At 38.4% G+C, this 12,413-nt stretch carries 11 protein-coding genes; 6 read left to right on the plus strand and 5 right to left on the minus strand.

The window, feature by feature from the left end:
- The first annotated feature begins 489 nt into the window (after nt 1–489).
- Together fadR and H5160_RS06665 are read left to right on the plus strand one after the other, a co-directional pair.
- The gene (fadR, locus tag H5160_RS06660) at nt 490–1,203 is read left to right on the plus strand and encodes a fatty acid metabolism transcriptional regulator FadR (protein WP_024606190.1); all 714 of its coding nucleotides are present in this window, start codon (nt 490–492) and stop codon (nt 1,201–1,203) included.
- 363 nt (nt 1,204–1,566) lie between these two features.
- A complete protein-coding gene (locus H5160_RS06665) occupies nt 1,567–2,172 on the plus strand; it encodes a peroxiredoxin (protein WP_007378637.1) in 606 nt (201 codons plus the stop codon).
- Nucleotides 2,173–2,260: 88 nt separating this feature from the next.
- Here the strand turns inward: H5160_RS06665 and H5160_RS06670 are convergent, their stop codons facing one another.
- Together H5160_RS06670 and smpB are read right to left on the minus strand one after the other, a co-directional pair.
- Nucleotides 2,261–4,852, minus strand: a complete 2,592-nt coding sequence (locus H5160_RS06670) for a TonB-dependent receptor (protein ID WP_182737110.1) — start codon at nt 4,850–4,852, stop codon at nt 2,261–2,263.
- A gap of 426 nt (nt 4,853–5,278) precedes the next feature.
- Entirely contained in the window at nt 5,279–5,758 is a 480-nt protein-coding gene (gene smpB, locus H5160_RS06675; RefSeq protein ID WP_004335699.1) for an SsrA-binding protein SmpB, read from the minus strand.
- 146 nt (nt 5,759–5,904) lie between these two features.
- Here smpB and H5160_RS06680 point away from each other — a divergent pair, with 146 nt between their 5' ends.
- Entirely contained in the window at nt 5,905–6,345 is a 441-nt protein-coding gene (locus tag H5160_RS06680) for a type II toxin-antitoxin system RatA family toxin (RefSeq protein ID WP_138488724.1), read from the plus strand.
- On the plus strand, nt 6,342–6,665 hold the full coding sequence (locus tag H5160_RS06685; RefSeq protein WP_004335703.1) for an RnfH family protein: 324 nt from the start codon (nt 6,342–6,344) through the stop codon (nt 6,663–6,665). The genes H5160_RS06680 and H5160_RS06685 overlap by 4 nt, the downstream gene beginning before the upstream one ends.
- Nucleotides 6,666–6,797: 132 nt before the next feature.
- Here the strand turns inward: H5160_RS06685 and H5160_RS06690 are convergent, their stop codons facing one another.
- A complete protein-coding gene (locus H5160_RS06690) occupies nt 6,798–7,157 on the minus strand; it encodes an outer membrane protein assembly factor BamE (protein ID WP_004335706.1) in 360 nt (119 codons plus the stop codon).
- A gap of 107 nt (nt 7,158–7,264) precedes the next feature.
- On the opposite strand from H5160_RS06690, the gene H5160_RS06695 reads away from it, so the two are divergent.
- The gene (locus H5160_RS06695) at nt 7,265–7,594 is read left to right on the plus strand and encodes a GIY-YIG nuclease family protein (RefSeq protein ID WP_024594786.1); all 330 of its coding nucleotides are present in this window, start codon (nt 7,265–7,267) and stop codon (nt 7,592–7,594) included.
- A 94-nt stretch (nt 7,595–7,688) separates the two neighbouring features.
- On the opposite strand, the gene H5160_RS06700 is transcribed toward H5160_RS06695, so the two are convergent.
- Both H5160_RS06700 and ilvC read right to left on the minus strand, forming a co-directional pair.
- A complete protein-coding gene (locus H5160_RS06700; protein WP_182694296.1) occupies nt 7,689–9,608 on the minus strand; it encodes a methyl-accepting chemotaxis protein in 1,920 nt (639 codons plus the stop codon).
- Between the two features lie 192 nt (nt 9,609–9,800).
- A complete protein-coding gene (gene ilvC, locus H5160_RS06705; protein ID WP_004335714.1) occupies nt 9,801–11,273 on the minus strand; it encodes a ketol-acid reductoisomerase in 1,473 nt (490 codons plus the stop codon).
- Nucleotides 11,274–11,411: 138 nt separating this feature from the next.
- Here ilvC and ilvY point away from each other — a divergent pair, with 138 nt between their 5' ends.
- Nucleotides 11,412–12,317 carry an HTH-type transcriptional activator IlvY gene (ilvY, locus tag H5160_RS06710; RefSeq protein ID WP_182737111.1) on the plus strand — a complete coding sequence of 302 codons (906 nt, stop codon included), beginning with the start codon at nt 11,412–11,414 and terminating at the stop codon, nt 12,315–12,317.
- Nucleotides 12,318–12,413 lie beyond the last annotated feature (96 nt).

The raw sequence follows: 12,413 nt of genomic DNA on the forward strand, positions 1-12,413 counted from the left end.
AGGATAAAGTATGCAGCAACAAAAAGGAAAAAAAAGCTACCGAAGTCGCTTTTTATAAGATGAAATTAATGACTACTCAATTCAGCCTTAGCAAAGGTTAAATGACGTTCTATTATTTTCCCATCGATACATAAGCTCAGTTATATTGCTTACTTATACTAAGGTGATGCATCATCTAAAGAATTTTTTATGGTTGCACTTTTTTGTACTTTTTCTTATGGCAAGTGCGGGATAAGTTAATTAAGCTCAGGCGCTGCGTAAATAAAAATATCTCCATAATAACAATGTACCTACAATGAATATTACTCTAGATATTCATGCATTGTAGCTAAATTAGAGAAACCCAAATTTAATTATTTATTAATTTTAAATTTCTACCCATTTGCTTTATTAATATATTACTTTACTTGTTAGTTGTGCTTCGTCTGGTACAATCAGTCAGTTATTCGTGTAAAACGATGAGTGTTGATTAATTCGAGTGGGAACTGGATGAGAATTTTTAAAGCGAAAAGCCCAGCAGGATTTGCTGAAGAATATATAGTTGAGTCCATTTGGAACGGCGATTTCCCTCCAGGTTCAATTTTACCTGCCGAGCGAGAACTTTCAGAGTTAATTGGTGTTACAAGAACAACCTTGAGAGAAGTATTACAGCGTTTAGCACGTGATGGTTGGCTAACAATTCAGCATGGTAAACCTACAAAAGTAAATAACTTTTGGGAAACGTCTGGCTTAAACATTCTTGAAACATTAGCGCGCTTAGATGAAGACAAGATGCCAGAGCTGACAGATCAGCTTTTATCTGCACGTACTAATATTAGTGCTATTTATACACGTGCTGCAATTAAGTTAAATCCTGAACGCGTGATTGAAATTTTATCACAAAGCCATGAGCTAGAAGACACCGCTCAAGCATTTGCTGACTATGATTATAAAGTGCATCACGAATTAGCCGTTGCGGGTAATAACCGTATTTATGTATTAATACTTAATGGTTTTAGAGGTTTTTATTCAAAGATTGGTTGTCATTACTTCTCTGATGCTGGAACTCGTGAACTTGCTCGTCAGTTTTATAAAGATTTAACCATTTTGGCAGAAAAGAAAGAGCATGATGGTGCTATTTCTATGATGCGTAAATACGGTCATCAAACGGGTGAGATTTGGCAAAAAATCCGTGGTGATATGCCCTCAGATATAATGGACTAAGTCTAAGCGAGAAACCTGCATTTGCAGGTTTTTTTTATATCTGTAAAATTTAGCGCCACCGTATATGAAATTCTAAAAAGTTTAATGCATAAACCACTTCGATATTTTTAAAATTTCTACTTAGTTACAACGCAACTTACACTTTAAATTAGACCTATTATTTAAGCATATTAGCGCAAGTTGCAAGTGTTCGTTATTTTCGATTGCTCACATCGTTAAATGCGATTGTTCTTTTGTAGTGAATAACTTTAGAATGCCAATTAATTATATGTATGCGCTATTGGTTTTTAATTTTTAGCGCCCATATAAGTACCAGCATTGCGAAAGCAATTGAAAACAAACTCAAAATATTTGGAGAATAAAATGGGTGTATTAGTAGGCCGCCAGGCACCAGACTTTACCGCTGCAGCTGTTCTTGGTAACGGTGAAATTGTAGATAGCTATAACCTTCATGAAACAATTAAAGGTAAAAAAGCAGTTATCTTCTTTTACCCACTAGATTTCACGTTTGTATGTCCTTCTGAACTTATTGCATTTGATAAGCGTTTTGAAGAGTTTCAAAAGCGTGGCGTAGAAGTAATTGGTGTTTCTATCGATTCACAATTCTCACATAACGCATGGCGTAACACTGCTGTAGCAGACGGCGGTATTGGTAAAGTTCAATACGCACTAGTTGCAGACGTTAAACACGAAATTTGTAAAGCATACGACGTTGAGCATCCAGAAGCGGGTGTTGCGTTCCGTGGTTCTTTCTTAATTGATGAAGAAGGTAACGTACGTCACCAAGTAGTGAACGATTTACCACTAGGTCGTAACATAGACGAAATGCTTCGCATGGTTGACGCGCTAGCGTTCCATACTGAGCACGGTGAAGTATGTCCTGCTGGTTGGACTGAAGGTAAAAAAGGTATGGACGCAAGCCCTGAAGGCGTTGCTAAGTTCTTATCTGAAAACGAAGGCGAGCTATAATTTAGCCCTTAGTTTTAAATAAAAAAAACCGCCAATTGGCGGTTTTTTTATTTGTAGCGTTAGCTCACTTTAAAATAAGCTCGCAAAGTTAAAACGAGAAGCTAACTTTAGTATAGAAGTATCGGCCTCTAGGATTGTGTACACCTGAAGCATAACCGTATAGATCAGCGTCGCCATCACCAATTGCAAATGGTGGCTCTTCATCAAATAAGTTATTTACACCTAGCGATAGTTTAGTTGAGTCAGTAACACGATAAGATGTTTGTAAATCTACCAATGTTTGCGAATCAACCATACGTGATGTATTGCTATCAAAGTCTAAATTACCGTCAAAATCAATATCTGGGGTATCTTCAAACTCACCTACATAACTGATGTTTACGTTTGTATTAAACTCGCCAATTTCCCAGTTTGTAGAGAAAATCCAGCGGTGCTCTGGATAGCCATACTCACCGGTGTAATCGCGGCCATCTTTTTCAAATTTATCTTGGTATGCCCATTCTAAATTAAATTTCAATAAACCTAAGTCATCAAGTGAGTGATTGTAGTTAGCTGAAACATCGACCCCAGATACTTCTTGCGAAGAAACGTTTTCAAATGTGCTGTAAATTTTTTGAATTGTTCCTAAGCTATCGCCACCTGTAGGTGTTAAGCGCACACATACTGTACTATCTTGGTTATTACACTCAGAGTTATAAATTGGACCAAACTCTTGCTCATCAATTTTGTTATCTTGAGTGATGCTCCACACATCGACACTTAAACCAAACTCAGCAGAAGGCGCCCAAATAAAGCCGACATTCCATGATTCTGATTCTTCAGCTTCAAGGTCAGGGTTACCAGCAAATTCAATGTTGTAATCAAGTGCATCACAATCAAGGCCCGTTGCTTCACATCGGTATGTATCTACAAAGAATTGGCTTTCTTGAGATGGACCTAAACCAACTTGTGCCAAAGAAGGCGCTCTAAAGCCTTGTGCCCAAGAGCCACGCACTGTGATTTCATCAGTAGGCGCCCAGCGAAGAGCTACTTTAGGGTTTGTTGTTGTACCGAAGTCACTGTAGTCATCGTAACGGCCAGCAAGTTGTAGCTCTAAATTATCAGCAAGAGGGATAGAAAACTCGACATAGGCTGCGTATTGTTCACGATCTGCAGATGCAGATACAGACTCTGTGCCAAATATTAAACCACGTTGAAATTGATCATCTGGAATGTCATTAACGTCTTCTTCACGGTACTCAATACCTGCAGCCATCATTACTACATCATCGCCAAAACTAAATGCTTCACCTGTAATGTTTGCATCAAAGGAAGTCATGTGAGACTCACCACGACGCACTAAGCTTGTTGTAATACGATCAATTACAGCAGGGTCGTTGTATGTGCCACCAAATGGATTGTAGTTTCCTGCATCAATTTCTTGTTGTAAGAAATCAGTACGCACCCAACCTTGTGTTCTATCACCTGTTTGAAGAGATTTACTTCGGCCTTTTTGTACAGCGGTTTCCCAACTCCAGTCATTAAACTCACCTCTAAGCCCTGCAACAAAGCGAAGAGTATCTGATTCAATATCCCATTGGCGTGCGCCAGCATCAACTGTACGGTAACGACCAATTTGAATGTCTTCACCAAATGGATTGTTAGGGTGGCTAGCTGGGACAGTTAAGCCTGCATCTTCATCAAGTGGAGTAGGGGCTCCGGCCGCAACAGACGTATTGTGCTGTACTGCCATTTCTAAAAAGCCCGTAATGCCATTATCAAAGTTATATTCAAATTGAGAAATAGCACCCACGCGTTCAGACGCTGGTGCGATATAACCGTAGGGGCCGTAATCAAATAAACAACTGCCGCTTGAAGTTGCATTTTCAGCAGGACAAGCCGGATCAATTGTTTTAACACCGTCTACATAAAAATATCCAGGGAAGCCACGAGATGAGCGAAAATCTTCACCACCATAAGGTGATTGATTTGCTGTACCTAAGCTGCCCATTTCATCAGAAGAAAGAGATGTATTTTTGAAGTAATCAATAATAACTGACGCGCTACTTTTCTCGCTAGTAGTACCCCATACTAAACTTGCTGTTGTTTCTTCATAATTGGGACCATCAGTACCACCGTAGCCCAAATTAACTTCAACACCGTCAATGTCTTTTTTCAAGATAACGTTTACAACACCCGCCACTGCGTCTGAGCCGTAGATAGCTGAAGCACCATCTTTTAGTATATCAATTCGCTCAATGGCAGAAACTGGGATACTGTTAATATCTACAAATGAGTTTGTGATACCTTCGGCAAATGCACTAATAGATACACGACGGCCATTGATGAGTACGAGCGTAGCATCAGCACCTAAGCCACGTAAACTAACAGCAGCAGAACCATTTGCAGTTGAATCTTGGTTGTTACCACGTGTTGAGAAAGTACCGCTACCCGCGACAGGCATTCTTTCGAGGAGTTGTTGTAGGTTGTCATAACCCATGTTCTCAATATCAGCTCTTGCGATTGATTGAACCGGAGAAGGTCCTTCGATATCTGAACGTTTGATTCGTGAGCCAGTTACTTCAATGCGCTCTACTTTTTTAGCTTCTTCAGCAGCGTAAGTTGTTGTTGTAAAACCTGCTGAAAGTGCGATTGTAGCACCTGCAATTAAGCTAGGTGTAAATGCAATTGATTGCTTCATCCTTAAGTCCTTGTTGATATGTTATAAATTTAGTTGCTCTATACCAATCCTTTTTAAACTGTTAAATAAATCCCATATTTAAGCGGATTGATATAACAAGCGACGACATTAATATCATGTAACTTAAGTGTTAGCAATTAGACTGAAATGTGATTTTAGTATGGTTTTTTGTGTGTTTTTGGATGATTTTAAAACAGATGTTATGCGCTGAAGAAGGTTGAAATAGGCGCATATGCTTTATTTTGGAAATAACAAATACAGCCTAAATGCGAGTAATAATTAAATTAATTAATTCACAATAAAATTGTAATAAATTATTTACATGTATATTCTGAATGAATAGTAATCTTGTTGTATATTAATAAAACAAATAATAGTTGGTTTTTTAATAAAAAAAACGCCTAACTTGTTAGTTAGGCGCTGTGCTTATACTTTGTGTTTCATTAAACGTTCTTTTTCGCGAGACCAATCTTTATTTTTCCCGTCGTCACGTTTATCGTGCAACTTTTTACCTTTTGCTAGATGAAATTCAAGTTTTACCCAACATTTTTTCCAGTACATAGCTGTAGCTATTAATGAATAGCCATCTCGCTCTGTTGCACCGAGTAGACGGTCAAGTTCGCGTCTGCTTAATAGTAACTTACGATAACGCAACGGATCGCAAATTACATGGGTTGATGCACTATTAAGTGGCTGGATTTGCGCGCCAAGCAAAAATGCTTCGCCATTTTTAAGATGAATATAAGTTTCGGTGATGTTTACCTTACCTGCTCGGATACTTTTTACTTCCCAGCCTTGTAGTTCAACACCTGCTTCAAACTTATCGTGTAAAAAATACTCATGTCGCGCTTTTTTGTTTAGCGCGATGGTATTACTTGTCGATTTTGATGAATTTTTCTTAGCCATAGTGCCCTATAATATACGTAATGTGAGATGTTTTACATCGATTTTTTAATAATGCTTTTAAAAATTAAGCTTTAATTTAAGCAGCATGAAAATTTGGGGAAACGCGCAAAGCTTGCTAAAATTCGCCCACACAGTTGGGAGTGAGTATGCCACAAATAGAAAAAAGTGCGCTGGTTATGTACAGCACTAAAGAGATGTTTGATCTAGTTAATGATGTAGAAGCTTATTCGCAGTTTTTACCAAATTGCTCAGACTCAAAAATTGTTTCACAGCATGATAATAACATGACCGCGAGTTTAGAAATATCTAAGGCGGGTATAAAAAAGTGGTTTACCACCGAAAACACCTTTGTTGATGAGCAAACCGTGTTGCTAAGCCTTGTTGATGGACCATTTAAGACGTTAAAAGGACGTTGGCATTTTCAAGAGCTTGACGCCAAAGCATGTAAAGTTCATTTGCACCTAGAGTTTGAATTTTCAAGTAAGTTAATAGAGCTTGCCTTTGGAAAGATTTTTAACGATGTAGCAAAAAATATGGTGAGTGCATTTACTCAACGTGCAAAACAGGTTTATGGAGCGAGAGCATGATTAATGTTGAGGTGGTATTTGCGTTACCAACCACGGCAACGTGTTTATCAATTGAAGTGCCACAAGGGACTACAGTCGAGCAAGCTGTTATTCAGTCAGGTATTATACAAAAGTGCCCTGAGATAGATGCTACATCGCTAACTTTAGGTGTGTGGAATCGAACTGTAAAAGCTAACTATGAGTTAAAAGACGGTGACCGTATAGAGATATATCGTCCATTAATTGCAGACCCTAAAGATGCGCGCAGAAAGCGTGCAGAAAAAGCTAAAGAAGAAGGGCGTGCAAATAAAATAACGGGTGGCCGCCCACTCGAAAAGTAACGAAAATCGGTATAAACGTGGAAAATTTAACGGATTAAATCACACGCTAACGTTGTTTAAAATGGTAAAAGCTTTTAAATAAACCAATAAAAAAGGTGAGCCATGCTCACCTTTTTTTACCACTTGAGAAATTTATTGCTCGAGCGGTGTAGTAAAGTTTTCAGGTTGGTCATAATCACCTGAAATTGAAACTAACTTTTCATTTTCAAAGTTAATTACTAACTCTTTATTTTGCTCGTTTTTACGGCCTTTATTGAAGCTGTAAATATAACGCCAAGTATTGTTATCAAAGGCGTCTTCGGCAATAGGTCTGCCTAATACGTAAACAACTTGCTCTCGAGTCATATTTACACGAAGTTTTTCAACATCCGATTGCTCTAAAAAGTTGCCTTGTGGGATGTTAATTCGGTATACCCAGCTAGAGCAACCTGCTGCTGAGCTAAGTGTTAAAGCAACGATAAGCCAAAGAGAAAAAGTTTTTAACGACTGCATTGTTAGTTGTGATCCTTATTTTTTATAATCTGCATGATACCGATTAGTCACTGAAGGTAAAACCCTTTTAAGCAATTGTTTTATGTTAAGGGCGTTAAGGTAATGTTTTGACCATAAATAATGAAAAAAGTTTACAGCACATCGAAACGAATATTTTAAAAACGGAGTCTACTTGGTTTTTATATATAGTTGAGACACGATTTGGTCATTGGTACACAGGGATCACGACTAATGTTGAAAAACGCTTTGCAACTCATCAAGCCGGCAAAGGGGCCAAAAACCTTAGAGGGAAAGGGCCGCTTTTACTTATCCATCAACAACAAGTTGGTAATAAAAGTGAAGCAAGTAAACTTGAGTATCAATTAAAAAAGCTCCCTAGGGCCAAAAAAGAAGCATACGTTTTAGCATTTAATACCGGCGACACTAAAATCATTTAGTTAATTTATTTAGATTAAACCGTATTCGCTGTGAGCAAAAGCTAGCTTTTAATATAGCTTTTGCTCACAAAGGAAATATAGCAGTTATAGCTGCTTAGCGATGTTTTTCAAAGGTAGCGACAAGTGCATCGAGTGTTTGAGCGCTGTTTGCCAAGTCACGAATAGCTTGCTCTGTATTGATTTGCTCGCTCATTGCTTTATCGCTAATTTCACTTATTTGCTCTATGTTACGACCTACATCAGCAACCACATTACTTTGCTGTTCGGTTGCAGTTGCAATAAGCGTAGCCATATCGTTTATTTGATTAGCTGTTTCGGCTATCGCATCGAGTAATTCTACTGAGCTCTGCATGGCTCCAACGCTTTGCTGCGCTTTATCTTTTGATTGGCTAATATCGTTAACTACATCATCAGATATTCTTGTAAGCTCTTCAATCATAGATTGAATTTCGGTGGTTGATTGCGATGTACGGTTTGCCAGAGCGCGTACTTCATCAGCAACAACAGCAAAGCCTCGACCGTGTTCACCTGCGCGAGCAGATTCAATTGCCGCGTTTAAAGCAAGTAGATTAGTCTGATCCGATATCCCTCTAATTGAATCCACAATACTTGCTATATCAACCGTTTTTTTAGAAAGCAAAGTAACTTGCTCTGTTATGCCATCAATATCGCTAGCTAGGGCTGAGATAGTTGCCTGGCTTTGTAATACTTGTTTGTGGCTTTGAATGGTGTTCTCACGGCTGTTATCGGTTAACTTAGCTGTATTCGCTGCGCTTTGTGCTATTTCTTGCACTGTAGCGCCCATTTCGTTGATAGCTGCTGCGACAGATATTGTTTGCTCTTTTTGATTATCAATTGCTTGCGAGTTTCGTTTTGCCTGTTCAAATACATGATCAGAACTTTGGCGAATATCGTGGCTTTCACTGGCAACTTGAGTAATCGCTGTTTCTATTTTATTTATAAACTGGTTAAAGCCATTACTTAGATTGTTGAGCTCTGGTTGGCTTGATTCTGGTAAGCGGTACGCTAAGTTTGCATCGCCAGAGCCTAAGCGTGAAAATAACTCAGCCATTTTAGAAAGTGGAGATGAAAGAGAGCGAGCAAGTAAGTAACTAATCAAGCTAGCAACTAACGCGGTGATTACTGTAAAAGTAAATATTTGCCATTGTAGGGTGTTTACACTTGCGAATACTTCACTTTTTGGTACTTGAGCTACAACATATAAGTCAGTGTTTTTAATTGGGGTTGCAGCTATAAGAGTAGGTTCGCCATTTAAGTTAATTTCTTCTAGTGCAAAGCCATTACTATTAAATAGTTGGCTGTGAATATTTGCAGTATATAAATCGTCAATATTTGCTTTTGCTACTTTATTGGCATCTTTATGAAGTTGAATTAATCCATTTTTATCTGCAATAAATACAAAACCTGTTTGCTCAATTTTAAATTGCTGTAATAGCTTTTGCATATCAGTGATGCTTTTTGCAAGACCTGCTAAACCAGTACCATTAGCTTGCTGATGATTTACAAACATTTTCACATCATTGGCTGACTCTTGATAAATACTGATAGAATAAGGTTGTTTTGATTGTTTGAACGCAAAAAACCAGCCATCAGCTGTATCGTTTTTTAACACACGCAAAAAACCATTTTGGTTCCAGTACTGTGCAGTGTCTCTATTTGCCCAAGATGCTGTTGCTAAATCGTATTGCTGGGCAACACGATTTAATTCTTTTAATAATAAAGTGTCGTCTTGATTACTAGACTGAGCCCATTGTAAAACAAATTCGTTTGATGATAGTTGCTGAGCAGCACCAAGTAACTCATTAATTTCACCGCCTATATGATTACTGATTGTTTGCAGTTTACTAGGTAGCTCTGACTCGATCATACGTTGCTCAATTATGTCTTTAGAGCTGTATAAAGAGGTCAAGCCAATCAGTGCCGCTACGCATATAGCAATAACACTGCCTAAAGCTGTGATTTTTTGAGTAATAGAAAGGTTTTGTATCGTCATGATATTAATTAATTTTACAACTGAGTAGAGGACTATACTAGCACATTATTTATTTAGAGCTAGATATTGCCTACTGTGAAATGAATAGAAGGTAGCGTGTTATGGTTAAAATTTTATGAATATGCATAAAAAAGCCCATAAGCAAAGCATATGGGCTTGGTTTCTAACAAGCGAAACATTTATCGTTTAGGGTTAAACAATCTTTTTCATTGCTGACATGTAGCCACGTAATTTAGCACCTACTTTTTCAACTGGGTGTTCACGAAGGGCGGCGTTAATTTGAATTAATGTTTGGTTATCAACTTGGTTACTGTGCTCGCCAAGGCCTTTACCAATGACATCTGTATCAATTTTTTTCATAAAATCTGCAAGTAATGGCAAACATGCATGGTTATATAGGTAACATCCATACTCTGCAGTGTCAGAAATTGTACGGTTCATTTCAAAAAGCTTTTTGCGTGCAATAGTATTAGCAATTAATGGCGTTTCATGTAAAGACTCGTAGTAAGCTGACTCTTCAATAATACCGGCTGCTGTCATGGTTTCAAAAGCAAGTTCAACACCTGCTTTTACCATTGCTACCATTAAAATACCGTTATCAAAAAATTCCTGTTCTGAGATTTCTACATCGCCAGCAGGGGTCTTTTCAAAGTTAGTCTCTGCTGTTTCAGCGCGCCATTTAAGTAAGTTTACGTCATCGTTATTCCAGTCTTCCATCATAGTGCGTGAGAAAGTGCCGTCGATGATGTCATCTTGATGCTTATTATAAAGCGGGCGCATAATTAGTTTTAGCTCTTCGCTTAGTTCGAACGCTTTTACTTTTGCAGGGTTTGAAAGGCGGTCAAGCATGTTTGTAACGCCGCCGTACTTAAGTGCTTCGGTAATTACTTCCCAGCCGTATTGAATTAGCTTTGATGCATAACCCGCATCAACGCCTTTTTCTATCATTTTATCAAAACATAAAATAGAGCCAGTTTGTAACATGCCACATAAAATGGTTTGCTCGCCCATTAGGTCTGACTTAACTTCAGCAATAAATGATGATTTAAGTACACCTGCACGGTGTCCGCCAGTCCCTGCTGCATACGCTTTAGCTTGTGCTAAACCATGACCTTGAGGGTCATTTTCTGGGTGAACAGCAATTAGAGTTGGTACACCAAAACCGCGTTTGTATTCTTCACGTACTTCAGAACCAGGACACTTAGGCGCAACCATGATTACAGTAATGTCTTCACGTACTTGCATGCCTTCTTCAACAATATTAAAGCCATGAGAGTAGGCAAGTGTAGAGCCTTTTTTCATAAGCGGCATAATTGCACTTACTACAGCAGTATGTTGCTTATCTGGTGTTAAATTAAGTACTACATCAGCTGTTGGGATTAGTTCTTCGTAAGTGCCAACAGTAAAGCCGTTTTCAGATGCGTTCAAAAATGATTGGCGACGCTCAGAAATAGCTGATGCGCGTAATGTGTAAGAAACATCTAAACCAGAGTCACGTAAGTTTAAGCCTTGGTTTAAACCTTGTGCGCCACAGCCTACAATAACTAGTTTTTTACCTTTAAGTGCATCAACGCCATCGGCAAATTCGCCTGCGTCCATAAATTCACATTGCGCTAATTGCGCTAATTGCTCGCGTAAAGGTAAGGTATTGAAATAATTCGCCATTGTTAGTGTCCTATAAAGTCATGTTTGTTAGATGCGCAATGTTTACTGCGCTTACAAACACCATATGTAAAATCGTTGCTTGCGTAAAATGATATATTTGAATTAAAGTGTTTCATAATATGAAATACAGGGGGTTGGATGGAACATAAGCACTTAAACTACTTTTTAGCGTTGGCTAAAACACTTCACTTTGGGCGCGCAAGTGAGCTTTGCCACATAAGCGCACCCACTTTGAGCCGAAATATAAAACACTTGGAAGAAGAAGTTGGAGTGGCATTGTTTATCCGCGATAACCGAAGCGTTAAATTAACGCGTGAGGGGGAGTCCTTTATTGATTACGCAACGGCAACGCTTGCTAATTGGCAACGTTTTAAAACGAATGTAAAAGACCCACAACAGCATATTTACGGCAAAGTAAGTATTTATTGTTCTGTAACTGCATCTTATAGTTTTTTACATCAAATATTAGAACAACTTCGTGCGCAGCATCAGTACATAGAAATAACATTAAATACCGGTGACCCAGCACTTGCTATAAATCGTGTCCTAGATGGCCACGAATTAATGGCAATTGCAGCTAAGCCTAATAAATTACCGTCGCAAATTGCCTTTGTTGATATTGGGCACTCACCACTTTTATTAATTGGCCCAAAAATTCAATGTCCGATCACACAAAAGCTTACACAAAATAGTGATGACATTAATTGGTCTGATTTAGAGTTTATTGTCCCAGAACAAGGTTTTTCTCGCCGAAGGTTAGAGCACTGGTGGCGCAAAAATAATATTCACGGAAAAATCTACGCCCAAGTTGCAGGACATGAAGCAATGGTATCTATGGTGAGCTTAGGGCTAGGCGTCGCAATGGTCCCTAAAATAGTGCTAGATAACAGCCCGCTGCAAGATAAGGTACAAATCCTAACACCAAAAATGCAAGCACCTGAAGGGTTTGATATCGGTTTGGCGGTATTAAGAAAAGAGTTAAATGACCCTGCAATCAGTGCGTTGTGGAATATTGCGCAAACTTTAGAAGCAAAAGCAATTTAATATGCACACAGAGCAAGCAAATTAGTTAAATAGTATTAATATAGGTTGCGTATGAGTTTACTATTACTTAACATTGAGTGCTAATAATAAAAACAA

Source organism: Pseudoalteromonas sp. SG43-4, assembly GCF_014164325.1.
Lineage (GTDB): Bacteria > Pseudomonadota > Gammaproteobacteria > Enterobacterales > Alteromonadaceae > Pseudoalteromonas > Pseudoalteromonas distincta.

Coding starts and splice junctions, on each gene's coding strand:
- H5160_RS06700 (WP_182694296.1), bottom strand. CDS start 9,608: ATGACGATACAAAACCTTTCTATTACTCAAAAAATCACAGCTTTAGGC.
- H5160_RS06685 (WP_004335703.1), top strand. CDS start 6,342: ATGATTAATGTTGAGGTGGTATTTGCGTTACCAACCACGGCAACGTGT.
- ilvC (WP_004335714.1), bottom strand. CDS start 11,273: ATGGCGAATTATTTCAATACCTTACCTTTACGCGAGCAATTAGCGCAA.
- H5160_RS06665 (WP_007378637.1), top strand. CDS start 1,567: ATGGGTGTATTAGTAGGCCGCCAGGCACCAGACTTTACCGCTGCAGCT.
- fadR (WP_024606190.1), top strand. CDS start 490: ATGAGAATTTTTAAAGCGAAAAGCCCAGCAGGATTTGCTGAAGAATAT.
- smpB (WP_004335699.1), bottom strand. CDS start 5,758: ATGGCTAAGAAAAATTCATCAAAATCGACAAGTAATACCATCGCGCTA.
- H5160_RS06680 (WP_138488724.1), top strand. CDS start 5,905: ATGCCACAAATAGAAAAAAGTGCGCTGGTTATGTACAGCACTAAAGAG.
- ilvY (WP_182737111.1), top strand. CDS start 11,412: ATGGAACATAAGCACTTAAACTACTTTTTAGCGTTGGCTAAAACACTT.
- H5160_RS06670 (WP_182737110.1), bottom strand. CDS start 4,852: ATGAAGCAATCAATTGCATTTACACCTAGCTTAATTGCAGGTGCTACA.
- H5160_RS06690 (WP_004335706.1), bottom strand. CDS start 7,157: ATGCAGTCGTTAAAAACTTTTTCTCTTTGGCTTATCGTTGCTTTAACA.